The organism is Paenibacillus oryzae (assembly GCF_001675045.1).
Classification (GTDB): Bacteria; Bacillota; Bacilli; order Paenibacillales; family Paenibacillaceae; genus Pristimantibacillus; species Pristimantibacillus oryzae.
The window spans coordinates 22,131-44,696 of record NZ_LYPA01000067.1 but is presented as its reverse complement, the minus strand read 5'-3'; the positions used below and the strand labels follow the sequence as shown (position 1 = coordinate 44,696).

Sequence of the window (22,566 nt, the reverse complement as noted above, 5' to 3'; positions counted from 1 at the left end):
GCACACCAAGTCTAATATACCCTTATCATATCGGAACAACACGAGCGGAAATGATACAATCTCGACCTAATTCTGACACAGAGTCGACGAAAAAAACACAAATTCCTATGCAGGGCCGAACAGGAAACGTCATTTGCGAAGGAATGGAATAATGGGAACGAGATACGGGGAATTCAATAAACTCGGGAGGAAAACACTATGCGAAAAAAACGAGTGAACGCAAGCCGAATCTTTGGTATCATGCTCATACTATTGTTTTGCTCATTGAACAAAACGGCGGCAAAAAACGACGAGCCTCAAATGACCTTTTCCGTGCTCAGCGATATTCATATTGTGGATTTAGATAAAGTCTCGCATCATCTGTTTCTGGAAGCCCTCAAGGATCACAGGGAAATAAATCCGCAAAGCTCTTTTCTGGTGCTAAACGGGGATATAACGGATGGCTACAGAGAAGATTATGAGCGGCTGAATCAGTTGCTAGGCCAGATTTCGCACCCCGCTATACATGCCGCTATGGGGAATCACGAGTATTACCAGGTATGGGACAGATATCAATTGGGCCATAAGCTCAACCCGGACTGGACAAGCGGGCAAGCCAAGGAGCTTTTCCTCTCGTATTTTAATTATGGAGAAGTTTATCATGATTTTTGGCTTGGCGGGTATCACTTTATTTTTCTGAGCGGAGAACGATATCGGGATGAGGACCCTGCTGTAAGGGAAGATGCTTACTTAAGCCAACGCCAGCTTCAATGGCTTTCAGAGCGGCTTAACGATGAGCCTGCAAGCTCTGCCGAACCCAAACGCCCTGCTTTTGTATTTGTCCATCAGCCGCTTAAGCATTCTCTGGATGGCTCGGCTTTGGAGAGAGGGATTGTCCAGCACGAACAACTGCGGCATATTTTGAGTAAAAAACATAGGCAAATCATCCTGTTTACCGGTCACACTCATGAGGATGTGGAGGATACAAAGCAATTTCGTTATGATCAGTTCTACATGGTTGGAAGCGGAGCTGTAAGACAGGTCGTAAAAAACCAGTCGCCATGCAACAAAAGCGAAAGTCTCGTTGTGGAGGTCTACGAGAACCGGATAGTCATAAAGAAACGCGAGCATCTGCAAAAGCGGTGGATTCTCCCCCATGATGTTATTGAGCTGAAATAACCAATTCACTAATCAGGTTACCTGCACGACAAAAAGCTCATTTAAAACCGGCTCAACCTAATAATCACCACAATGCATATAACTTGTACGAAATATCGCACAAAAATAAAGTTCCACCCCCTCTGAATGGATAATATTGTACGATTTTTCATATATAACGACCCTAATGGCATTCAAAAGCTCACCTTTTATACGCAATTTCATACAAAAGACAGCAGCCGTGAAGATCCAGCAGGCAGAACCAGTACATGATGCAATACGTGATACAAATCGTGACACAATGCCGAGACTGTCCGATGACTTTTCGGACAGCCCCATAAGAAAGCCAGGCATCAGTGAGTTCAAGCACATAATAATGTTTTGACTGTTTTGAGTCATAAAAACAGCCCCCTCTTAGCTCTTAGCCGAGAGGGCTGTTCCGTGTTTAGGCGTTTGGCTTGGCGCAATAGTGTTTCCTCAACGGCTTTTTACTTCTTCAAAAGGCTCTTTTCTTTATCAATCGAGGCAGCAGCCATGCTGAAACGGCCAAACAAAGCAAGGCCAACACGAGGAGCCACAGCTTGTCCGTATTCCAGGTCCCGTCTGACATGCTGAACAAATACAACTGTCCCGTCCATTTTCCTTTTGTCATCCAGTCCAGCAGGTACCATGCGAAGACAACTATATATCCCCCAGATAATCCGCCCAAAAGAATGGCTGCCAGCAAGGCAACAGAACCTAGCGCCAAGCCGGTCATAAAGACTCCTGGAATAAGCGGCAGTTCAAAGTCTGCTCCCATTAAGGCCGCACCCCCGTAAAAAAGGGCTGTCAGAACAGCTAGCCATGCTGCGGATATTAACCAGCGGCATACAAAAACCGTTTCATGGCGTTGTTTCTTTGACAACAAGCCTTCGCCTATTCCGCCAGCTTCCAGCAATGCGAGGGGCGGCAATAGAAGCAATGACAGCAGCGCCACAAAGCGCTCGCCCCAATACGCGGCATCAACAGCCCCCATAAGAGATGGGTTGCAAAAAAGCGAAAGCACGATAACAATCAGGAATGACAATAACCAAAGCGGCCCGGCAAGAAGACGCAGATTCCATATCAAAAGGGCCGCTGCTCCCTCCCCTCTGCGTAAGGAGAAGGGCACAGCCGATAATGGAGCGCTCATCCTTCACTTCCATTCTTCACAAGCCTGCCTGCTTGCCTTCTGCGAAATCCAAAGCCAATTTTGGCCCCTTTCCCGCTGCTCCGTTTGCGTTCCCATATCATAACTGCCGCAGCAACCATTGCAACGGCCAGCAGAACGTAGAAAATGCGATTTGCGATAATTGCATTTTCGTACCGATAAAAGGTTTCCTGCTCTGCCCCTGTATTAAATCGTAGAAAAAGCTTGAAAAACCGATAGTCTCCAATCAATGGCAAGGCCGAAATAAACCACCATACGATTTGAAGCGGGATCGCGATAATGCCGTTGCCAACCGCCATGCTGATCAGCAATCCAAAAGCAAGGGTGACCAGTATGGTTGGAAGCAGCCAGCCGGACGTATAGGACAGAAAAATCGGCAAGGCGTCTCCAAAGGTCCCCGCCTCCTCAAGCGCTCCTGACGTTTGCCAGGCGCCAACTGCCGCAAGCAGCAAATAAAGGAATGAAATGATAATGGCATGGGCCAAATATCGGGCGCCTACATAACGCCATGCCTTAATTGAACGGCTGGAAACAAGCTCCATCATTCCGCTGCTTCTATCGCGTCCCATCATGAAGGCCCCCAGAAAAACAGGAAACAATCCCGCCGTAAGCCCCATATAATCGCTGAATAATCTGGCCATCCCGGCGTATATCCCATTATCCGCCACCCTTTTTTCATACTCATCCAACGAGGCCGCATACATGTTCATCGCGTCCTCAAATGTTTCAATCGGCTCCATGAAGGAGACGCCATCCCTCATATAGCTCGTCCATCCTCCCAGATGGCTGTCCAGATCCGCCGCCATTTGCAGCACTTCGATTCCGGTATAAGCAGACGGCTCCTTCACAACCTCCTGGAGTCTCGACATACTTTCCTTCATATGTTCACGATCGCTCTGCGATAATTTGCGTTTGCCTGAAAATGCCCCAAAAATAATTCTTTGCTCCATCCATCCCCTCTGCAAATCATTCTTCAGCATCGAGAGGTATCGCTCCGCTAAAAATTCGGGATCGGTTGCCTTCTGAAAACCGTAAACGGGCATCGGAGGCACACCTTGCGATCCCCCGCCATCCCCCGTTTCCCCATCCATTGCCAGTGCTTTTTCTGTTATTTCTACAGGCGGCGCAGGAGCCTTGCCCTCACTCCAGCTTTCCTCAGTTGCGTAATTAGTCCAATAAAACACAAAAATAACAGCCAAGAACAGATACAGCACCCTATTCCGGCCTAACATGCCCATTTCCTTGCGAAGCAATGTCAAAAAGCTCATTGGAGGCTCCCCCCCGCCTTGACCAGGCATAGGTAGCCGTCCTCCATGGTTGGCTCTGCAGCCTCAGCCCCGGGTAGCGGAGGGGAATCAGAAAGCAGTCGGACACTCATCCGGGAGCCCTTGGCTACTGCTGAAACGATGTTGAAGGACTGATTGGCCATATGCCATTCAGAGCTATCCATTTCGGCCGCCCACACCTTTCCCCTGGCTTGCTCCGCCAGCTGAGCAACACTGCCTTGAAAGGGAACCGAGCCTTTTGTCAGCACAGTGACTTCCCGGCAAGAGGATTCAATATCCTCCGCAACATGGGTAGATAAAAGGACAACTCGATTAGCGGAAAAACCGGCAAGCAGCTGGCGGAACCTTAGCCTCTCTTCCGGGTCCAAACCTGCGGTAGGCTCGTCCACAATCAGTAACTTAGGCTCGTGAATCATCGCTTGAGCAATGCCCAGCCTTCGCTTCATGCCGCCGGACAACGCTTTGACCTTTGTTTTTCGATGATTTTCCAAATTAACGGCTTCCAGCAGTTCGTTTATTTTCTTTTTCCGGCGCGCTGCTGCGTCGAGCCCTGACAGAATGGCTAGATAGTCCAATGCCTCCACTACAGTCATGCCGGGATAAAACGAAAATTCCTGAGGCAAATAACCGATCAGCTCCCGGATTGCATGCTTCTCCTTGAGCGGAACTCCATCGATTGTTGCGCTCCCTGAAGTTGGCGAAAGCAGCGTGGCCAGCAATCTCATTAATGTTGTTTTACCAGCGCCGTTAGGCCCAAGCAAGCCCTGCACTCCTTCCTCCCATTTCAGCGTAACGCCATTTAACGCGGTTTTACTTCCAAACTGCTTGGTCAACTGCTGCAGAGTTACCTCCATTACATTCACACTCCATTGTATATGCCTTGGTAGCTTCTATTCCTTATTGGCGGTCATTCTCAGCTCTATATACTCCAGCAGCAGACCCAACATAATGAGGACCGAGGAAAGAGGCAGAACAGCCGTCATAGCAAAAGAGCTCATCTTCATCATCATTATGAATCCAATGCCTGCACCCATCATCGTACCCGTTCGAATAAGCCATTGCTTGCGTAATGTTTTGCGATTAGCCAATACCCGCTCATTTTCCATTCGTTCATATTCCAGGATTGCCGCTTTTCGATAGATGCCGCGCAAAAAGCGTTGGTTATCATCTTGATTTCCATTTTCGCCCCATTCAGTGCCATTCCGGCTTTCCATGCCACCCCTCCTTTTCTGCATGCGTCCTGAGCTGTTTTCTTGCCCTAAAAAGCGTCACTCGAAAGCCCGCTGCCGTTTTCCCCTGTACTGCGGCGGCTTCCTTGGGCGACATCCCTTCAACATCGACCATATATAGAGCTGTTTTGTACTCTATGCTTAGTCCGTTAAGAAGCTGCTCCCAATAGTGCCGGTTTTCGTTGTCCAGCACCATCTGTTCCGGCCCCGGAGCCGTATCCCTCAGCCTGTCGCTTGTGTCCTCCTCTTGCTCCGCGCATTCCCGCCTTCTTGCTTTTTTCCGCAAATAATCAATGGATTTGTTGCGAATCAGCGTAAACAAAAAGGTTTTAAAGGAAGCCTGGAAATTGTATTTCCATGGATATACATACAAGTAGGCAAAACAGTCCTGAACCAAATCCTCCGCTATGTAAGGATCATGGACATAGTGGCAAGCAAAACGGATTGCAGGCTCCCGGTAAGCCAAAACAATATCTTCAAAGGCAGCATGACTGCCCTGAACAAACCGTTTAAGCTTCTCCTTCTCCTGGTACATCCCACCCTCTCCGCCCTTCAACTTTTTGACATGTCCTCTCTTATTCGTCCGTTCCTTATAAATCGTTACAGCCCATTATTAAAAATTACCGCTTTTAGTTCAATGACAAATTTAACGCCTGCCAGTCGTTGCCGGAGCGGAAACTGTCTGTTTCTGTCAAACAGGAATAGCGGCAAGCCGGTACACGGTCGCAGAATGGGCTGCAAGAACATATCCTTTTTATAAAAGGTGGAGGTGGACTGCATGATTTTTGCTCTATTTCAGTTGGTTGGCGGCATTATTTTGTCCTTTGGCTGGATACCCCAAATTCTACAGATGATAAAAACAAAATCCGCCAAAGACCTGAATCAAAATACATTCTGGTTATTATTTACGGGAATTGGATTTATGGAGGTTTATGCGGTCAGTCTGGCAATGGATGGCGTGGGTTATGCATTTCTTATAACTAACAGCCTGTCGTTGGTTTTAATCGTCATTATTCTGGCATTGATTATGAAATACAGGCACAACAACAACTAAAAAAAGCACATTGGCACAAAAAAAGCCAGGCGAGTAAACATCGAGTTTACCACCTGGCCCTATTGTTAGGTTGTTTATTGGACATCCCTTTCGTCATGAGATGGTTTCAGCGTCACTTATTGCTTGCTGGATATGATTTGATCAAGAAACTTTTCCGCATCGCTATTGAATTTCCAGTTAATTCCGTATTTATCAACTAGCAATCCAAAACAAGAGGACCACGGAGTATCGGATAACGGCATGATGATATGTCCGCCAAGGGATAAATGATCAAAGTATTCTTTCAGTTGTTGCTTATCGTCAATGACCAAGCTGATCATGATCTGATTTCCTTTTACCAGCTCGCCTGTTGCCGCCTTCATTGAAGGCAAGAGATCGGAAAGCATGATTTTTCCGCCTGCAAACGCGATGGACGATTCCATAACCATATTTAACTCCTTTTCCGGCAACGGGTAGCTTGGATTTTGCGGCATATCCCCGAACTTCACCATCTTGACTTCCGTTGCCCTTAAAGCCTCCGAATAAAATCCAATCACTTCCTCCGCATTTCCATCCAATTGTAAATAAGCAATAGCTGACATAAATAATAACCTCCTTTGTTATGCCTGTAGTATAATCTGCAATAGGTGACTACAGTATGTCGCCATTTCATAACGATACATAAAAAAAGGAGAACAAATGGAAAAAATCGAGAGACTTATCTCTATTATTATGATCCTACTGAAAAAGGAGCTGGTTTCCAGCAATGAATTTGCACAGCTGTTTAACGTCTCCAAACGAACGATTCTTCGAGATATGGAAACCTTAAGTTTATCGAATATACCCATTTATGCGGTCCATGGCGTTAATGGCGGCTTTGGCATTATGAATGAATACAAGGTTGATAAACGTCTGTTAAGCACCTCTGACCTAGTGAATATATGGACAGCGCTTGGCGGATTGGAGCAAATTCTAATGAGCGAAGAAGTCGAAATGACGATCAAAAAAATAGAAGCTATGGTTAGCCCATTAGCTCCTAAAGATTCCATTCATCTTTCTTTTTATGAGTGGGAAGGACGATCCGAGATTCAACAAATTCTGAAGACCTGTCAGGAGGCGATTTCCAAAAGATGCTTGCTCTCCTTCGACTATATCGATAAAAACAGCGTTGTGACAAAAAGGACGATTGAGCCCTATCAGGTTCATTTTAGCGAAATGAGCTGGTATGTCAGAGGATTTTGTTTGCAGCGCATGGGGTATAGAACCTTTAAACTATCCCGGATCGATCGTCTTGACATGATGAAGGAGAAAACATTTAATCTGCGGGAGGATTGGCGGGATCAGGAGCAGAAAACAAGCTATCATCCGGAACTTATACAAGTCAAAGCGCTAATTTCTCCCGGCATCCGGGATCAATTCATTGAAAGGTACGGCCGAAAAAGCATTAAAGAGAATCCTGACTCTGATTTGATCCTGGCAACCATCCATCTTCCTCAAGGTACTATGGGATTTCAATTTTTGGCCAGTTTTGGCGAAAATCTAAAAATTGTAGAGCCCCAATCCTATGCAAATAATTTCCGCAATTATTTACTTCGGATCGCAAATAAATATGACTAATCAATCTACGTTCAATCAGTAATCAGTAATCGCGCGCTGAATCAAACCAGCGCTGAGCCAGCTCCTCTGGAATCGGCTCGCCAATCAAATGATCGCCTTGGCTAAGCTGCCATACCGCTTCGCCAAGGTCCTCGCGTTCGGTTGTTTCAATCCCTTTGAGCGTATTGAAGCGTTTGGCGAAGCCGGTAATGGCAGCTTCGGCTTCGGCTAAGCTTTTGGCCTGTGCCAGTCCTTCCTTTGCCGCGTCATACGCTTCGTTAGCCGCCTTGGCCAGACGTTTCGGCCAGGACGAGAATGGACGGCCATATTCCGTTGTCCACCACTCCGCCTTTCGCAGCTTGCTCACTGATGCGTAATCATCCCATGGACGGTTTATTCCGCGAGCCTTCATTTGTTTTTTTAGCTGCTTGCCCATATCCTCCTCAACATTAAAAGCAATAAACCGGTCAAGCAGCGGCCAGGAATCCAGCGAAGGCAGATGAGTCAGATCGGGCATAAAGCGCAGCTCCAGATTTACCAGACCTTCCAGCTCGGCCAATGTGCCCAAATCGCAGAAATTTCCCCACAGGCTTAATGAAGTCAGGTTTGGAAACCGGCTCATACAAGTTAATGAGATAGGCTGGGACATAGGTTCATTTTGAAGCGTCAAGTTCGTAACCTGATGCAGCTCTCCCAAGTCGGGCAATGTGTAAGGCTCTGCATTTTTACGCCGGCTAGTATGCGGCGCCAGCACCAGCATGGATGGCAAATCGCCTGTTGCGGAAAACCGCAGCAGATCGCCGGAGACGCCGAGGCGATAATATTCTTTAGGCAGCTTCAGGCTTAGCTTGCCTCCTGGCTGGTCGAGATTAATGCTCAAGCCATGAAATTTGGATAGAGTCGCATCTACTGCCGTGGCCGCTGACAGAACAGGGCTCCATGTCATCTCTTCAACGGGGCGGTTTTTCGCCCATTCAAAAAAGCCTCTATCGCTGCCTGTATAGTTCAGGTACCGCGGCCATGGAGAGCCTGCAGGCGTCGCAAAGGCTTCAAATACACTCCAATTTAAATGTGCATCAGCTGCAGCATGAAGGTCTGCTTTCGTCCCTAAATGAGACGGTCCTATGGACAAGCTGCCCACTCCGGGCTTAATAATCAAGGTGTGGCTATGAGGTCCAGTCAAATCGATAGGATAACGGCCAGGCTCGGTTATAGGACCGGCATGGGGCAGATCCTTCTTGTCATTTGGCATTTTTATACCCCTTTCTTCTGCATCTATCCTTGTTGGATGAAAAAGTTAAGCAATGTTAAAATTTTCTACTCTATTTAACTATCGCCCCTATTGTAGGGCATATTTTTGCTCTGAAACAACTGCCTAACGAACTAATATTCGTATTTCTCCTCCCTTAACCTTTTGTATACAAGCATTAAGTTTATCTTTTGATTTAGTAAGCAATACCTACCCGCGACTTAATAAAATCACCGGCTTGTAGTTGACTATAAGTAAACTCCGCCGTATCCGGCACAGATATTTCAGTACCACCTTCAGGCAACCTGTTTTTCTTCACACGATAGTTGCCCAAACGTTCTCCATTAGGCAAATAAGTAGGACATACAATAGTCCATTCCAGAGTCGATTCATTTAGTAAACGGTATACTTGATGATGCTCTTCGGCTGCGCGAGTTGATTTGCGTTTTGATTCACTTGATTGATAACGCAAAAGATCAGGGGAGCTTTCACTTTGCAAAATACCGGCAGTGCCGACGGTTATGATCCGTTGTATGCCTTCCTTATACATAGCTTCAATAATTAAAGGCGTACTCTCTGACAGAGTTGTTGTGCCATCTGTATTTAGTGCACTAATAACGGCATCATTTCCTTGTACGGCTCGGGTAATATCTTCTTTATTTAGAACATTGCCTTGAATAACCGTTAGTTTTGGATTAACCTGTTGAAGCTTCTCCCGAGAGCGGACTACTACTGTGACATGATGTCCATCTTGAAGAGCATGTGAGGTTATATGCCTCCCAACCCGGCCAGTGGCGCCAAAAATCAGCACATTCATAAGAAAACCTCCCATATGATATGACGAAATAATCCTTTACCGTCCTCTAAGCAAACTCGCTGGCTAGTGGCGGTACTAAATAAAGTTGGTACTCGTCTTATACATAGATTTTATATAATATTGATTTGTAAGATGTTGGGCGCACTTTTTTTGACATGAGGGGGAGACTGATGCCATTTTTCACTATCATGGCGGTGTTAATATTGGGAATAGTAATCTTATCGATCGGATTTATAACTAAAAAGAAATGGATAAAACTGCTGTCAATTATTCCACTAGCCATTTCATTGTGGCAAATTACTATTTTACTACTAATGTAAAAGGTTATTGCATTGAGCTATCTGATAACGATAGCAATATGGATTAGAGGCTAATGTAATATTCCATCATTCAACCGGCGGATATTTGGTGGCTCAATGATTTCTATAAAAAAGATTATCTATGGTATACTATATAAATTATTTTATAAATCCTAACGCGTTATGAAAGGCGGGCTACACGAATGGAACACACAATTCAATTAATGGAAAACCATTTAAATATCGATCTTGGAAATCCGCCCTTTATGAATTTAGATAACGGGTTGCAAATACCATATTCTTCGATTACGGGGATAACAACAGGCAGCCCCATACCAAATGCTTTCAAGATTCATGGTTTTTCTTTTTTAGGAAAAAGAAATGGATTATTTAGATTCGATGGGGATTATCATCTCTACTTTTTTAATAATAAGGTTGATACCCTTCATTTTGACTTGAATCAATTTGTTGTTGGCAAATTTATAATATCAAAGTTAATCATTGAAGTTAAAAACCCTGAAGAAAAAAGTAAAACAATTTCGGAAAGATTGACGTGATAGTTCAATATCGAAAGGTTAGACCAGTAATACAAAAGGAGAGAGTTTATTTGCAGCGATCCATTGTAATTAAAGGTCATACATCAACTTATCCTGACCCTATCATCTTAGAAAAAGGACAGGCGGTTTTGTATGGAAAAGAAGATACGGAATTTCCTAATTGGATTTTCTGTAAATCGATTATTACTAATAAAGAGGGTTGGGTCCCAAAACAGATTTTAACGACTCCCGATGCACATGATATAGCAGTAGTTACTAAAGACTACTCCGCTCATGAGTTAACCGTTAATCAAGATGATATCCTATTTGGCTTGGAGCAACTGAACGATTGGACCTACTGTAAAACAGAAAACGATGAATATGGATGGGTTCCTAGCTTTTGTTTAACCGCGCTATAAACCACTTTACACTAATCAGGTTAAACGCCTGATTTTTTTATGCTTAAAAAACAATGCTCATGCTATAATCCCAAATAGGGGTGATAACATTGAGTGGATTTGTAATCGTCGTTCTAATATTCGCAGTTCTTTTGGGCTTTTTTAAAAAGAAAAAAAAGTGAACTGGAGGCGATCAGTCTTATAAAAATAATGAAAAGGCGGTTTGCTCATGGAAAACGCATCTATTGCTGTTCAATTAGAAGCTGTCAAATCTCTACAATCGACGATTCGAAAACTTGAGAATGCTCTTTCTCAAATGACTCAAAGCGGCGCAAATACTACCTTGGTAAAAAAAAGGCTCCTTGCTATTTCCATTGGTCTGGCTGTGCTTGAGGAGATTTGGAATCAAAAATCCCATCATTATTCACATGAAGCATTGGAAGAAGCTCACCATGTTCTTATTGGTTTAATTCCCTCGGTAGAGAGCAGCTACATCAAGTCGAAGCCGGGCAGCTCCCAAAAAACGCTCCTGGAAAGAAGAATTACTGCATTAAGACTAGTTATTCAAGCGTTAGATGAAACAAAATCCAATCATGCAGCCGCAGCACAAAAAGAAACTTAAGCTTTACTCCTCATTTAGCATTACCGGCATGTACGTTCCATCTCATCAGTGTCTCCAAAATACAAAAACAGAACTCTTCCGTTCTTTTTTCCAAAAAACCACTCTTCATGCGAAAAGCAGACTATTAAAGGTACTGTTCACTGAACCATCATCTTGATTCTATTATTCAGAACGTGTGCGCCCGTTCCGACGGGCTGTTCGTTCAATGCCATCAACCACTACCTCATACAGCTCATAGGGAAGATCATGCCCCATCCCTTCAATAAGCATAAAGTCTGCGTCCGATATAGAATTGGCCGTGTCTTCGCCGCATGCTGGCACAAACAAGGGATCATCCGTCCCATGGATTACAAGAGCGGGCATTTGCAGTGCTGCCAGCCGGGGACGGCGGTCGCCAGAAACAGCAATAGCCGCAATTTGCCGTCCAACGCTGCCTGGGTCATAGGCTCGCCTGACCTCCTCTAAAATAAGCTTCCTGTATTCTTCCTCTTTAAACGGGTAGCCCGTACCCGCGATTCGTTTTGCAAAAGTAAGACTGTGCGTTACATATCCGGCTTCATCCTCAAACGGGTTTGGCGCCGGTTTCGTCATCATCCCCATCACCTCCGGGGAGGCTGGCGGAAGTGCGGGATTACCGGTGCTGGACATAATCGAGGTGAGCGATAAAACCCGTTCAGGGTACTTACTCGCTGCAAGCTGCGCGATCATCCCGCCCATCGACCTTCCAACAAGATGCGCCCGGTCAATGGAAAGAGCATCAAGCAGTCCGATAACGTCGCCAGCCATGTCATCGAGCGTATAAGGAATGTCCGGTCGTTGTCCCGACATGAGCGCAGCCCCCAACGCTTCAAAATCCAATGCTTGTTCAGATCTATAATGCGTCGAGCATCCCACATCTCGATTGTCAAAACGAATGACACGAAACCCTCGCTCTGCCAACATGCTGCAAAATGAATCCGTCCATCGAATCATTTGCGTGCCCAGACCAGCGATTAATATTACTGCCTCGTCATTTTTGTTGCCGAAGCTTTCATAAGCCAATTCCACGTCATTAACTTTTAAAATGTTCATCCTTCATTCTCCTTCACCGTTCCGAAAACGCATCAACGGTTAATTTTTGAATATAGTTTCTAATATCTGGCGCCCACTCTCTGATGCTATGAAAAAAACGATCGTTATCGCCAGCATAGAGCAACCGGAGAGCCTCTTCGTATTGCGGGAAGTTCCCGGCCATGGCTGTCATGAAGTGATAGGCTGCTTCTTGTGAAGCTCGCGCCTTGTTTTGCTCTGCCCCAGCGCGGCGAGCCTCATCTATAAGCTTACGCAAGGTTACCGAAGCGCCGCCGGGCTGACTCTTTAGCCATTCCCAATGGCGCGGCAATAATGTAACCTCGCCGGATACGACTCCCAGCTTGGGACGTCCGGCCCGCCTGGGAAGCTCGTCGTTTAATACCGTATCGGGCAAGCTGCCAGTTTGTCCTCCTGATTGGTCCCATTCATCCTCCGCCATGCCACGAATATCAACATCTATTTGCTTTCCCGTACGATCGTCGAATATAAGCAGCTGTAATCGTTCATTCTCGTCAAGACTATCCTTCACATTCAACATAACGTGGCGCAACAAACCGGTCGCGACCATCCTTGTGCCCAAAAAAGCCGTATAGCTGACGTTTAAGCTAGTATCGCCATCACTCATACTATATTCCTCCCTTGTCCTTCGATTTAATTATACCCGGGTAAAAACCAAGAAGTCAATATCATCCGGGTAAAATTATATTGAGCGTTCTGCACAACCGACCCCCATTCATCCTCCTCACATTCATATTAAGCTAGCTTCTTTGTTGTCCGTTCTCCATAAAAAAGCCCGGCTTATCCGTCGCTGGACAGGCCGAGCTCTGAGGTTCATCCTTCCTGAGGCTTCGTCATCTGCTGCTGGATCATTTGCTGCACGCCTAGCAGTATCACCTGCAAACCAAACTCGAACGCCGCATCGGTCCCCATCATCTCGAACAGTTTGTTCCTGTACATGCTCCGGAACAGTCCCGCTTCATCTTCGCCCATCGAATCGAGGAGGCGCGAAACGCGGTCGCCAGGCAGCGACGTCTCTCCCTCCTCCTTCATGATCGCGGCGACATTGCGCTGGTGCTCGTAAGCGTCGAGTACAAAGTTAAATACATAATTCATCAGCGTCAGCACGACTTGCAGCTTCTGCGCTTGCTGCAACGGCGTCGACTCTATGCAGAGCAGCATCCGGTTGTTGAACCGGATAATATCGGGCTCATGCGGCAACGTCGCCATCATGAGCTGAGTGGAGCAGGGGTACTGACTGAGGACACTTCGTATCGCAACGGCCATCCCCTGTAATTGCTCCCTCCAATCCCCTTGCGGGCGGTGCGATTCCAGAATTATCCGCGACACCTGATTGGCCAGGCGCAGGTAAATCGCCTGCTTGCTTTTGAAGTGCCAGTACAAGGAAGGCGCCTGTATTCCCAATCGGTCGGCCAATCGCCTCATACTGAACTTCTCAATTCCTCCCTCGCCCAGAAGCGCCCACGACATAGCCAATATTTTATCCTCGGATATTTGCGGCTGCTGTTTTTTCAACTTTCCCACCTCTTTATCTAACAGTGTAAGTTTATACTTTACAGGCTTATAAACTCATGATATCATCTAACACTGTAAGGTTCAAACTAACACCGTTAGATGGGGCCTGCCATTTATTTATGAAAGAGGCGATATGCATGGATGCAGAACATCTCCATTACTTTGAAAAGGCTCCTATCAGCAAGGCGGTTGCCCACTTCGCCATTCCGATGATGCTGGGTACGTCCATGAGCGTGATCTATTCGATCTTGAACGCTTATTTCCTGGGCACGCTCCACAATACGGCAATGCTGACCGCACTTGCGCTCACCCTGCCGCTGTTCTCGATCCTGATGGCTTTAGGCAATCTGCTGGGCATCGGCGGGGGCACCTTCATCTCCCGCCTGCTGGGGGAGCAGCAGTATGCGTTGATCAAGCATGTATCCTCGTTCGCTTTCTACAGCAGCCTGGGGCTGGGGCTGCTTGTCATGGCAATAGGCCTGCCGTTGATCGATCCTATTGTTTATAGCCTGGGGGCCACGCCTGATGCATTTGAATTTACCAAGGACTATGTAACGATCATGCTGATCGGCTCTCCCTTCGTCATCCTTTTTTTCACGCTGGAAAATATTGTGCGCGCCGAAGGAGCCGCGATTACTTCGATGATCGGAATGCTGCTTAGTGTTGTGATCAATATTTGTTTTGATGTAATCGCCATCTTCGTGCTTCACCTGGACGTGGTTGGCGTAGCATCGGCTACGGTTCTTGCCAATCTCATTGCCAGCGCATATTACGGTTATCATATTGGCTGCAAGAGCAAGTTTTTGACCGTCTCGATACATTGGTTTCGGGCTACCCGGCAAATAGTCAGCCAAGTGTTCAAAATCGGCGTGCCCGTCTTTATTATGAGCCTATTTCTTGGAGCAATGTCCCTCATCGTCAATCATTATCTGGTTGCATATGGAGATTCCTCAGTTGCGGCTTACGGCATTTCATCGCGCCTTTTGCAATTTCCCGAATTCATTCTGATGGGGTTATGTGAGGGCGTCGTACCGCTGATTGCTTTTTCCTTCACAGCCAACAAGCTCCGCATGAAGCATACCATCGGGTTTACGATCAAGACGATTGTTGTATTAGCGGTTTTCTTCGGTATTATTGTCTACTTCGTATCGGATCATTTAATCGCTTTATTCACGCAGGACGCTCAGTTGATCGAGATGGGCACTTACATTCTACAAGTCACGTTTTTGTCCTTGTTTATCTCCGGTATCACTACGCTGTTCACCGGCATCTTCCAAGCAACCGCGCAAGGTACTGCGGCGTTTGTCATGTCCATCGTGCAAGGAGTTACCCTCATTCCGACCCTCTTTGTCGCCAGTCGTTTAAGCGGCTTTCACGGCGTCATCTGGGCATTGGTCATTGCCGACGCCGTCGCCTTCCTCGCCGGAGCTCTTATGCTCTACGCTCTAAGGAACAAATTGCAGCCGGATATGAATGCTTTGGCTCATTAGGCAAAGCAGCTTTCAAAACGTAAAGTTTACCCCCGTCTATATGGAAGACGGGACTAACCATGCTCTGTCCGAAATCACTGCAGCATCCGGGGTAGCCATGACCTGCAGTGATATCCGCATTATTATCCATTTTGAAGCGGATGCGGAATAACATTTGCGGTTCCATTACATAATACTTGAAGTAAACACGCCGATGAAAATAGGTTAGCTTTGATGAAAAATGACATTAGAAGACTATCGACTTATAAATATTGTGACAAGGAGATTACCAAGCATGTTTCTAAATATTATAATCGGCTTCATTCTTCCATGGCTGCTTGCGTATCCCCTTGCTTGCAAGTATGCAAAGTTGTTTTTGGTGATGAGTCCCATTACCGCGATTATTGCCCTTTTAATTAACACGATCGGGTTTTATTTTGACTTTTGGCATTTCAAACCAGTCCTGGAACGAAACGAGACCATATCAGCCATACCGCTTGACCTTGGTCTATACGCAGTGCTTGGATCCCTGATGGTTTATTTTTTAACAAAGCGATTATTCGGTATTCCCTCCATCATCGTTTTCTTGTTATTCGTTTCATTCACCACATTGCTTGAGTACCTTGCCCTGATGTTGGAACGTGTGACGTATACGAACGGCTGGCATATCGGATGGACATTCATTTCCTATTCCACAGCGTTTTTTTTAGTCGTTTTAGCCTGGAGATTTGTAAAATCCCACATCGATTTGGCTTGAATAAGTGAAAGAATAAAATAAAGACCCCAATTAATTGGAGCCTTTACCGTATGGTTTATGAATTCAGCAGGCCGATTTCTGACCCGATTCTAACCCTCATCTGTTTTTCTGCTCACCCTCGCGTCTTTCGTTTTGAGCGGTCTCTTTCAAAGCATCCTTTACACTGCCCTTCCACAAGGCTACGCCTGATCGGTACGCAGCTCTGGCATTTAAATGGCCGGCAACCGGCGAGGTCAGGAAAACGAATAAAATGCCAAGCAGCAGCTTTAAACTGAAATGATGTTGAAAGATCCAGAAATATAGAAATACGCCACTAAGAATGAACAACACACCAAGCGTAGCACTTTTCGTTGCGGCATGGGAGCGCAAATAAACATCCTGCAATCGGATAAGCCCTAGCGCACTTATAACTGCGATAATCGCTCCCAGCAAAACAACGACCCCTAACAAAATTTCTGCAATCTTAGTCATCAGCTCCGGATTCAAGCACAATCCCCCTCTCAATGTACCTGGCCATTGCTGTAGTACCAATGAAAGTCAATATTCCGATGACCAAGATCAAATCAAAATACGCCTCGGTCTTATTCACCATCCCGATTACGGCAACCATAGATAAAAGCAGGATGCCAATCGTGTCAAGCGAAGCAATACGATCTGCGATCGACGGCCCCAGCAGCAGCCGATAAAGGCAGCCAAGAATGGCGACCGCCAATAGTCCCAAGGCTATCCAAAGAATCGTTTCCATCATCGTGTTACCTCCAGAATAGCCTTTTCGAAGGAGTTTTTTATTTGTGCGGCCAAGTCTTCCGATTCATTGATATTCATTGCGTGAATAAATAAAGTGCTCCCATCGCGCGATACATCTAGCGTGAGTGTGCCTGGCGTCAAACAAATTAAACATGCCAGCAGGGTAATCTCAAAATCCGTTTTCAGCTCGGTATCCAATCTGATAATACCGGGCCGAACTTTAATTCGGGGGCGTATAACCTCTATAAGAACTGCAATGCCGGACACCAGCAACTCTTTGTTGAACAAAACCAGCAGCTTTACAATAGCCCATACCTTTCTCAACATTCTCAACTCACTCTACTCCTTCAGAATCGCTTGCACATACTCGGCAGGATTCAATAAAGTATGCCCGGCCTGTTCAACAAATGGATAAATCCACTCCGCCCCTACACCCATTGCTATAATAATAATTAGCAGCCCTGCCGCCGGCAGCAATAATCCAGGCCGATTCATTTGAAAGCCTGAAAGGCTTCGCTTTTTTCCATCATCCGAATCCAGCGGCAGCTTCTTCCTTTCCTCTCCCCAAAATGCCGCCATAAAAACCCGGACAAGCGAATACAAAACGATGAAGCTGGTTAAAAGAGATATGGCGGCAAGCCAATAATGTCCTCCCGCGAAACCGCCGGTAATAATCTGCAGCTTTCCCGGAAACCCGCTTAATGGCGGAATTCCCGCCAAGGCCAGCGCCGTAACGAAAAACATCCAGCCAAGCGCAGGATGGCGCTTTAACAAACCGCCCATTTCATCCAGATTGCCCGTACCGGCCGCCTGAATAATCAACCCGCCTAGAATAAACAAAAGCGCTTTGGCCGCCATATCGTGCAGCAAATAAAAAACGACTCCCGACAACGCATCTGCATTCGCCGTAGCCAAACCAAATGCGATAAAACCGATACTAATGATGACGTTATAATTCAATATTCGCGGGATATCTCGGTAGGCTAAAGCCCCCAATGCTCCCATAATCATGGTTACGCCCGCCATCCAGGCAATCCACGTATGCGTTACAGCAGGATCCCCGTTAAATATCAACGTAAATACACGTACTAGCGTATAAACTCCCACCTTGGTGAGCAATGCCCCAAACAAGGCGATAACAGCCGCAGGAGGAGCGCTGTAAGAGCCCGGAAGCCAGAAGAACAGCAGCAGCCCCGCTTTTAGAGAAAACACGATCAAAAATAAAATCGCAATAACATTTAAGATCCCGTCTTGTCCCGCTTCCGCCACCTTAACGGACAAATCGGCCATGTTAAGGGCTCCCGTCACTCCGTAAAGATAAGCAACTGCCGCTACAAAGAGCGTAGATGAGACCACATTGATCAACACATATTTAATCGTTTCCTTGAGCTGCAGCTTGGTCCCCCCCAGCACAATTAAAGCGTAGGAAGAGATAAGCATAACCTCAAAGCATACAAACAAATTGAATATATCTCCCGTCAAAAAGGAGCCGCTGACCCCGACCAATAAAAAATGCAGCAGCGGAAAATAAAAATGACTTTGTCTTTCGTTATCAATGCTTCCAATCGAGAAAAAAACGATAAACATACCAATCAAAGCCGTCGCCAATATAAGTAAAGCCGACGTCATATCCGCCACAAAAACGATGCCGTAGGGCGGAGCCCACCCGCTCATAAACAGAGTTTGAATGCCGTTTTGCTTCACCTGGGCCACTAATACAAGCGCCACAGCCAAGCCCGCAATGCTTCCAATTGCGCTTACCCAACGCTGAAAGGCTATTTTTTTTCTGAACAATACAAGTACGGCTGCCGTCAATAAAGGAACCAGCAAGGGCCATATGAGCAAGTTATTCATTCGGTGTCCTCCCTTAGCTTTTCCATATCATCCGTCCCTAATTTTTGATAAGACTTATAGGCAAGCACAAGCAAAAATGACGTGACGCCAAAGCTAATAACAATCGAGGTCAGAATAAGCGCCTGCGGCAAAGGGTCCGTGTACGATTGAGCCTCCTCGCCCAACAATGGAGGAGCCCCCGTTTTTAGCTTGGACATCGTTAACAGCAGCAAATGAACGCCGTGGGTTAAAAACGAGGTCCCCAAAATAATCCGAAGCAAGCTTTTCGACAGCAGAAGGTAAACGCCGATTGTAAACAAAACGCCAATCGTAATGGACATGTACAACTCCATCGTTACTTGTCCCTCCCTATCGTAAATAATATCGTTGACGCGACCCCGATAACGGTGAGGTAAACGCCTAAATCGAACAATGTAGCTGTAGCCAGCTCTAGTTCCCCAATTAACGGAATGTCAAAATAACCAAAGGTTTGGCTAAGGAACGGCGCTTTAAACAGGAACGAACCCATTCCTGTAATGACCGCAATTAAAATGCCTATGCCCGTCATACGTTTAAAATCGACAGGCACTGTTTTCTCAAACCGCTCCATGCCAACTGCGATAGCATAAAGCAGGAGCGCGGCCGATGCCATCAGTCCTCCGATGAAGCCGCCTCCGGGATGATGATGGCCCATGTAGAACAGATACAACGAATACAACAAGATCATCCCTACCGCAAACCTCGAAATCGTCCGAAGGATCACATCGTTGCTTCGAATGCCGCCGTAAATGTCCAGCTTAAAACCGAATTGATCCTGCGAATTCAGGGCATTTTCTTCCCCTCTCATTTTGATGAGGGCATAAATGCCGAACGAAGCAATGCCTAGCACAACAACTTCCAGCAGCGTATCAAATCCGCGAAAATCAACAAGAATGACATTGACGACATTTTTACCGCCCGCAAGCTTATAGCTATTTTCGATAAAGAAATGAGAGATGGAATCAAACTTCCTGCTGCCGCTCACGCTTAACGATACAAGTGTCATAACAACGCCAACGCTCACAGCGATACCGATATTCCATAGCTTGATTTTCCTTTTGACAACCTCTTTCTTCAAGTTAGGCAGATGATAAAAACAGAGCAGGAAAAGAGCAACTGAAACGGTTTCTACAATCATTTGGGTTAATGCAAGATCCGGAGCCCGAAAAATAACAAAAAACAACGTAACCATATAGCCCGACATGCCTGTCAAAATAATTGCCATCAATCTGGAATTAACGAAGGGCACCGCAATGGCAGATAAGACGAGCGCCGTAATGATCACCGCTTCATAAAAAGAAATGGGGGCAAAATCGTCCATCTTCAATGTAATGTCGCCCGCCAAAAACAGATTCAACCCCAGGGCTGCCGTCAGAAATAAAAAAATGTAGATCAGATAATGCCTGATTGAGCCCGTCATATAGTTGCGCGTAAACCAGCTCGCGCCGGAATCCAATCCTTTTAGCGAATGGTCATACAAGCTGTTTAAAGAGACATTTAGCTCCATGGGCTCGTTTACCCACGCAAAGCGGCGATGCAAAAAGAAGATCGCTATGCCAATGACCGCTACCCCAATCGTCATAAAAAGCTCGGTCGTAAAGCCGTGCCACATTTCGATATGGACCACAAACGACTCATTAGGCTGCAATCCAAACGGATAGACGGCCGCCATCGCAGGTTCAATGAGCGAATGGGAAAGCAGATTGGGGAAAAAACCAATAACAACGACCAGCGAAGCCAGCACTAGTGGTGAAATCAGAAGCCCAAGCGGCGCCTCGTGCGGCTCTTTTTCCAGTTGATGGAATTGCGACTTTCCGCCAAACGTACGGAAAACGACCAATAAGCTGTAAGCAAAGGTAAAAACGCTGGCAACCCAGGCAACCACCGGAAATAAGGCTCCCCACGTATCCATGCTGGCAAAGGACATTTCTCGAATATTCAGCATAGCGGTAAAAAACATTTCTTTACTCAAAAATCCGCCAAACGGGGGAATCCCGGCCATGGAGAACGAGCCCAGCAGCGCGATTGTAAAGGTGACAGGCATAACCGCCATAAGACCGCCGAGCTTGCGGATGTCACGTGTGCCTGTCCCGTGATCGACAATACCGACTACCATAAATAATGCGCCTTTAAATACCGCATGATTAATCAAATGAAAAATAGCGGCGGCCGTAGCTATCGTGAAAAACTCATATTGACTGGTTCCGACGTAAAACGCGGCAGCCGATCCAATGCCGAATAAGCTCATGATTAGACCTAATTGACTAATCGTTGAAAAGGCAAGCAGCGCTTTTAAATCGGTTTGCTTAATGGCCCGATACGATCCGTAGGCGAGCGTCAACAAACCAATGCCGGAAACGGCCCATAACCAGATTGAACTTCCAGCAAACAAAGGAGAAAGCCGAGCAACGAGGTAAATACCGGCCTTGACCATTGTTGCGGAATGAAGATACGCGCTTACTGGCGTAGGCGCCTCCATCGCATCCGGCAGCCAAATATGAAAAGGAAATTGGGCCGACTTCGTAAAAGCGCCAAGCAGCACAAGCAGCATCGCCGGAATGAACAGATCATGCCCGGAAATAGCAGAAAAATCTGCAATCAGCTCTTTAATGCTGAAGGTGCCGGTCATGATATACAAAAGCACAAACCCGGCAAACATTGCGAGCCCGCCGCAAACGGTAATCGTCAACGATTTTAACGCTCCATAACGTGAGCGCTCCCGTTTGTTCCAAAATGCGATGAGCAAAAACGATGAAATACTGGTTAATTCCCAGAATCCATAAAGCACCATCAAATTATCCGATAATACAAGTCCTAACATTGCGCCAATAAATAACATCAAATACACGTAAAATCGGGCCAGATTTTCTTTTTGTTTATCCAGATAAAAAACCGAATAAAGCACGACCAAGGATCCAATGCCTGAGATCAGGAGTCCGAACAAGAGACTTAGTCCATCAAGCAAAACCGTAAACTCCACACCAAGCGACGGAATCCACGGAAGAGAATAATGGAATACGCCTCCACCCATTACAACAGGTATGAGATTGATCAGATAAGCAAATAGCGCGATGGGCAGCGGAAGCATAAACCAACCCATATGAATGCCAGGCCAAACCTTCTTAAACAATGGAATACAAATCGCTAACAAAAACGGTAAAGTGATGATGACATGAATAGCTGACATTCCGGTCCCCCTTATTTCATTTTCCCCAAGTATTCCCTTGGCTGATTTAACCAATTCATTTATCAAAAATGCCCGTTCAAACACGGCCCCATGTATTTTAATCCCAAAAAAACACAAAAAGAGCCCGTGTTGGCAGGCTCCTCCGATTTACAACTATGAAATTGGTCCTCAAATCTGTTAGTTATTATACAGCGCATTGTTTCAAAACTCAAGAGTATAATTCACAATGATAAATGAATTTGTGGCGTCGCCCTTTATAGAAGACATAGCAGACCTCGTTCCACTTTACATTTTTCGGGCCCACCTATTTACAATCCCGGATAACTGAACTATGATAGGTTACATCAATTTCAAATTTATCGCTGAATCCTCTTTTGAGGAACGGGGGAACCAACGAAGCCATATGGCTTCAGGGGTGAATTCTTTCTAGGTTACAGAAAGGACGGGGACTCTCAAACCCGAATCCGACAGCTAACCTCGTAAGCGTTATGGGAGAGAATATCCATGCTTCTTTGGTTTGTCATGAAATTTTACATTCC

The 22,566-nt window shown here is 46.0% G+C and carries 25 protein-coding genes and 1 riboswitch; of the genes, 8 read left to right on the top strand and 17 right to left on the bottom strand.

Translation table 11 applies throughout. The annotated features are described in order from the left end of the window. Positions 1–198: 198 nt before the first annotated feature. Entirely contained in the window at positions 199–1,158 is a 960-nt protein-coding gene (locus tag A7K91_RS18555) for a metallophosphoesterase family protein (RefSeq protein ID WP_068685499.1), read from the top strand. A gap of 475 nt (positions 1,159–1,633) precedes the next feature. Here the strand turns inward: A7K91_RS18555 and A7K91_RS18545 are convergent, their stop codons facing one another. The 5 genes from A7K91_RS18545 to A7K91_RS18525 are packed head-to-tail and all read right to left on the bottom strand — an operon-like array spanning position 1,634 to position 5,376. Continuing rightward, positions 1,634–2,245 (bottom strand): hypothetical protein, encoded by a 612-nt coding sequence (locus tag A7K91_RS18545; protein ID WP_156739654.1) that lies wholly within the window; start codon positions 2,243–2,245, stop codon positions 1,634–1,636. 59 nt (positions 2,246–2,304) lie between these two features. Beyond that, positions 2,305–3,594, bottom strand: a complete 1,290-nt coding sequence (locus A7K91_RS18540) for an ABC transporter permease (RefSeq protein ID WP_068685487.1) — start codon at positions 3,592–3,594, stop codon at positions 2,305–2,307. Continuing rightward, positions 3,591–4,466: an ABC transporter ATP-binding protein gene (locus A7K91_RS18535; protein WP_068685485.1), complete on the bottom strand. Its 876-nt coding sequence runs from the start codon at positions 4,464–4,466 to the stop codon at positions 3,591–3,593. Before A7K91_RS18535 ends, A7K91_RS18540 begins: the two co-directional genes overlap by 4 nt. Positions 4,467–4,502: 36 nt before the next feature. After that, positions 4,503–4,826: a hypothetical protein gene (locus A7K91_RS18530; protein ID WP_068685483.1), complete on the bottom strand. Its 324-nt coding sequence runs from the start codon at positions 4,824–4,826 to the stop codon at positions 4,503–4,505. Further along, on the bottom strand, positions 4,804–5,376 hold the full coding sequence (locus A7K91_RS18525) for an RNA polymerase sigma factor (RefSeq protein ID WP_068685481.1): 573 nt from the start codon (positions 5,374–5,376) through the stop codon (positions 4,804–4,806). The genes A7K91_RS18530 and A7K91_RS18525 overlap by 23 nt, the downstream gene beginning before the upstream one ends. A 243-nt stretch (positions 5,377–5,619) precedes the next feature. On the opposite strand from A7K91_RS18525, the gene A7K91_RS18515 reads away from it, so the two are divergent. After that, entirely contained in the window at positions 5,620–5,895 is a 276-nt protein-coding gene (locus A7K91_RS18515) for a SemiSWEET family sugar transporter (protein WP_068685477.1), read from the top strand. Positions 5,896–6,011: 116 nt separating this feature from the next. Here the strand turns inward: A7K91_RS18515 and A7K91_RS18510 are convergent, their stop codons facing one another. After that, a complete protein-coding gene (locus A7K91_RS18510) occupies positions 6,012–6,476 on the bottom strand; it encodes a VOC family protein (RefSeq protein WP_068685475.1) in 465 nt (154 codons plus the stop codon). A gap of 97 nt (positions 6,477–6,573) precedes the next feature. Between A7K91_RS18510 and A7K91_RS18505 the strand changes: the two genes are divergently transcribed. Beyond that, complete coding sequence (locus A7K91_RS18505; protein ID WP_068685473.1) at positions 6,574–7,491, top strand: helix-turn-helix transcriptional regulator; 918 nt, start codon at positions 6,574–6,576, stop codon at positions 7,489–7,491. 22 nt (positions 7,492–7,513) lie between these two features. Here the strand turns inward: A7K91_RS18505 and A7K91_RS18500 are convergent, their stop codons facing one another. After that, positions 7,514–8,722 carry a hypothetical protein gene (locus A7K91_RS18500; RefSeq protein WP_068685472.1) on the bottom strand — a complete coding sequence of 403 codons (1,209 nt, stop codon included), beginning with the start codon at positions 8,720–8,722 and terminating at the stop codon, positions 7,514–7,516. 193 nt (positions 8,723–8,915) lie between these two features. Beyond that, positions 8,916–9,536 (bottom strand): NAD(P)-dependent oxidoreductase, encoded by a 621-nt coding sequence (locus A7K91_RS18495; RefSeq protein ID WP_068685470.1) that lies wholly within the window; start codon positions 9,534–9,536, stop codon positions 8,916–8,918. Positions 9,537–10,038: 502 nt separating this feature from the next. On the opposite strand from A7K91_RS18495, the gene A7K91_RS18490 reads away from it, so the two are divergent. From A7K91_RS18490 to A7K91_RS18480, 3 genes are all read left to right on the top strand, one after another. Further along, the gene (locus A7K91_RS18490) at positions 10,039–10,392 is read left to right on the top strand and encodes a hypothetical protein (protein WP_068685468.1); all 354 of its coding nucleotides are present in this window, start codon (positions 10,039–10,041) and stop codon (positions 10,390–10,392) included. 50 nt (positions 10,393–10,442) lie between these two features. Continuing rightward, on the top strand, positions 10,443–10,790 hold the full coding sequence (locus A7K91_RS18485; RefSeq protein WP_068685466.1) for an SH3 domain-containing protein: 348 nt from the start codon (positions 10,443–10,445) through the stop codon (positions 10,788–10,790). Between the two features lie 208 nt (positions 10,791–10,998). After that, positions 10,999–11,391, top strand: coding sequence for a hypothetical protein (locus tag A7K91_RS18480; RefSeq protein ID WP_068685464.1), 393 nt, complete (start codon positions 10,999–11,001; stop codon positions 11,389–11,391). A gap of 162 nt (positions 11,392–11,553) precedes the next feature. Here the strand turns inward: A7K91_RS18480 and A7K91_RS18475 are convergent, their stop codons facing one another. The 3 genes from A7K91_RS18475 to A7K91_RS18465 form a co-directional block, all read right to left on the bottom strand. Beyond that, the gene (locus A7K91_RS18475; protein ID WP_068685461.1) at positions 11,554–12,462 is read right to left on the bottom strand and encodes an alpha/beta fold hydrolase; all 909 of its coding nucleotides are present in this window, start codon (positions 12,460–12,462) and stop codon (positions 11,554–11,556) included. A 13-nt stretch (positions 12,463–12,475) separates the two neighbouring features. Beyond that, positions 12,476–13,087: a DUF2239 family protein gene (locus tag A7K91_RS18470; protein ID WP_068685459.1), complete on the bottom strand. Its 612-nt coding sequence runs from the start codon at positions 13,085–13,087 to the stop codon at positions 12,476–12,478. A gap of 206 nt (positions 13,088–13,293) precedes the next feature. After that, positions 13,294–13,995, bottom strand: a complete 702-nt coding sequence (locus A7K91_RS18465) for a TetR/AcrR family transcriptional regulator (protein WP_068685457.1) — start codon at positions 13,993–13,995, stop codon at positions 13,294–13,296. Between the two features lie 137 nt (positions 13,996–14,132). On the opposite strand from A7K91_RS18465, the gene A7K91_RS18460 reads away from it, so the two are divergent. Beyond that, positions 14,133–15,485 carry an MATE family efflux transporter gene (locus tag A7K91_RS18460; RefSeq protein WP_068685455.1) on the top strand — a complete coding sequence of 451 codons (1,353 nt, stop codon included), beginning with the start codon at positions 14,133–14,135 and terminating at the stop codon, positions 15,483–15,485. 274 nt (positions 15,486–15,759) lie between these two features. After that, a complete protein-coding gene (locus tag A7K91_RS18455; RefSeq protein ID WP_068685453.1) occupies positions 15,760–16,221 on the top strand; it encodes a CBO0543 family protein in 462 nt (153 codons plus the stop codon). Between the two features lie 96 nt (positions 16,222–16,317). Here A7K91_RS18455 and mnhG read toward each other — a convergent pair whose 3' ends face one another. The 6 genes from mnhG to A7K91_RS18425 are packed head-to-tail and all read right to left on the bottom strand — an operon-like array spanning position 16,318 to position 22,027. After that, positions 16,318–16,692, bottom strand: coding sequence for a monovalent cation/H(+) antiporter subunit G (mnhG, locus tag A7K91_RS18450; RefSeq protein WP_068685555.1), 375 nt, complete (start codon positions 16,690–16,692; stop codon positions 16,318–16,320). Next, complete coding sequence (locus tag A7K91_RS18445) at positions 16,685–16,969, bottom strand: Na(+)/H(+) antiporter subunit F1 (RefSeq protein WP_068685451.1); 285 nt, start codon at positions 16,967–16,969, stop codon at positions 16,685–16,687. Before A7K91_RS18445 ends, mnhG begins: the two co-directional genes overlap by 8 nt. Further along, entirely contained in the window at positions 16,966–17,295 is a 330-nt protein-coding gene (locus tag A7K91_RS18440) for a Na+/H+ antiporter subunit E (protein ID WP_068685449.1), read from the bottom strand. Before A7K91_RS18440 ends, A7K91_RS18445 begins: the two co-directional genes overlap by 4 nt. 12 nt (positions 17,296–17,307) lie before the next feature. Beyond that, positions 17,308–18,822 (bottom strand): Na+/H+ antiporter subunit D, encoded by a 1,515-nt coding sequence (locus tag A7K91_RS18435; RefSeq protein WP_068685447.1) that lies wholly within the window; start codon positions 18,820–18,822, stop codon positions 17,308–17,310. Beyond that, positions 18,819–19,154, bottom strand: coding sequence for a Na(+)/H(+) antiporter subunit C (locus A7K91_RS18430; protein ID WP_068685445.1), 336 nt, complete (start codon positions 19,152–19,154; stop codon positions 18,819–18,821). The genes A7K91_RS18435 and A7K91_RS18430 overlap by 4 nt, the downstream gene beginning before the upstream one ends. Positions 19,155–19,156: 2 nt before the next feature. Further along, complete coding sequence (locus A7K91_RS18425) at positions 19,157–22,027, bottom strand: Na+/H+ antiporter subunit A (protein WP_068685443.1); 2,871 nt, start codon at positions 22,025–22,027, stop codon at positions 19,157–19,159. A gap of 350 nt (positions 22,028–22,377) precedes the next feature. Continuing rightward, positions 22,378–22,529, top strand: a riboswitch (cyclic di-AMP (ydaO/yuaA leader). Positions 22,530–22,566 lie beyond the last annotated feature (37 nt).

What these genes read in the sequence shown, in the direction of transcription:
- A7K91_RS18555 (WP_068685499.1), top strand. Translation starts at nt 199, where the DNA reads ATGCGAAAAAAACGAGTGAACGCAAGCCGAATCTTTGGTATCATGCTC.
- A7K91_RS18540 (WP_068685487.1), bottom strand. Translation starts at nt 3,594, where the DNA reads ATGAGCTTTTTGACATTGCTTCGCAAGGAAATGGGCATGTTAGGCCGG.
- A7K91_RS18535 (WP_068685485.1), bottom strand. Translation starts at nt 4,466, where the DNA reads ATGGAGGTAACTCTGCAGCAGTTGACCAAGCAGTTTGGAAGTAAAACC.
- A7K91_RS18530 (WP_068685483.1), bottom strand. Translation starts at nt 4,826, where the DNA reads ATGGAAAGCCGGAATGGCACTGAATGGGGCGAAAATGGAAATCAAGAT.
- A7K91_RS18525 (WP_068685481.1), bottom strand. Translation starts at nt 5,376, where the DNA reads ATGTACCAGGAGAAGGAGAAGCTTAAACGGTTTGTTCAGGGCAGTCAT.
- A7K91_RS18515 (WP_068685477.1), top strand. Translation starts at nt 5,620, where the DNA reads ATGATTTTTGCTCTATTTCAGTTGGTTGGCGGCATTATTTTGTCCTTT.
- A7K91_RS18510 (WP_068685475.1), bottom strand. Translation starts at nt 6,476, where the DNA reads ATGTCAGCTATTGCTTATTTACAATTGGATGGAAATGCGGAGGAAGTG.
- A7K91_RS18505 (WP_068685473.1), top strand. Translation starts at nt 6,574, where the DNA reads ATGGAAAAAATCGAGAGACTTATCTCTATTATTATGATCCTACTGAAA.
- A7K91_RS18500 (WP_068685472.1), bottom strand. Translation starts at nt 8,722, where the DNA reads ATGCCAAATGACAAGAAGGATCTGCCCCATGCCGGTCCTATAACCGAG.
- A7K91_RS18495 (WP_068685470.1), bottom strand. Translation starts at nt 9,536, where the DNA reads ATGAATGTGCTGATTTTTGGCGCCACTGGCCGGGTTGGGAGGCATATA.
- A7K91_RS18490 (WP_068685468.1), top strand. Translation starts at nt 10,039, where the DNA reads ATGGAACACACAATTCAATTAATGGAAAACCATTTAAATATCGATCTT.
- A7K91_RS18480 (WP_068685464.1), top strand. Translation starts at nt 10,999, where the DNA reads ATGGAAAACGCATCTATTGCTGTTCAATTAGAAGCTGTCAAATCTCTA.
- A7K91_RS18475 (WP_068685461.1), bottom strand. Translation starts at nt 12,462, where the DNA reads ATGAACATTTTAAAAGTTAATGACGTGGAATTGGCTTATGAAAGCTTC.
- A7K91_RS18470 (WP_068685459.1), bottom strand. Translation starts at nt 13,087, where the DNA reads ATGAGTGATGGCGATACTAGCTTAAACGTCAGCTATACGGCTTTTTTG.
- A7K91_RS18460 (WP_068685455.1), top strand. Translation starts at nt 14,133, where the DNA reads ATGGATGCAGAACATCTCCATTACTTTGAAAAGGCTCCTATCAGCAAG.
- A7K91_RS18455 (WP_068685453.1), top strand. Translation starts at nt 15,760, where the DNA reads ATGTTTCTAAATATTATAATCGGCTTCATTCTTCCATGGCTGCTTGCG.
- mnhG (WP_068685555.1), bottom strand. Translation starts at nt 16,692, where the DNA reads ATGACTAAGATTGCAGAAATTTTGTTAGGGGTCGTTGTTTTGCTGGGA.
- A7K91_RS18445 (WP_068685451.1), bottom strand. Translation starts at nt 16,969, where the DNA reads ATGATGGAAACGATTCTTTGGATAGCCTTGGGACTATTGGCGGTCGCC.
- A7K91_RS18440 (WP_068685449.1), bottom strand. Translation starts at nt 17,295, where the DNA reads ATGTTGAGAAAGGTATGGGCTATTGTAAAGCTGCTGGTTTTGTTCAAC.
- A7K91_RS18435 (WP_068685447.1), bottom strand. Translation starts at nt 18,822, where the DNA reads ATGAATAACTTGCTCATATGGCCCTTGCTGGTTCCTTTATTGACGGCA.
- A7K91_RS18430 (WP_068685445.1), bottom strand. Translation starts at nt 19,154, where the DNA reads ATGGAGTTGTACATGTCCATTACGATTGGCGTTTTGTTTACAATCGGC.
- A7K91_RS18425 (WP_068685443.1), bottom strand. Translation starts at nt 22,027, where the DNA reads ATGTCAGCTATTCATGTCATCATCACTTTACCGTTTTTGTTAGCGATT.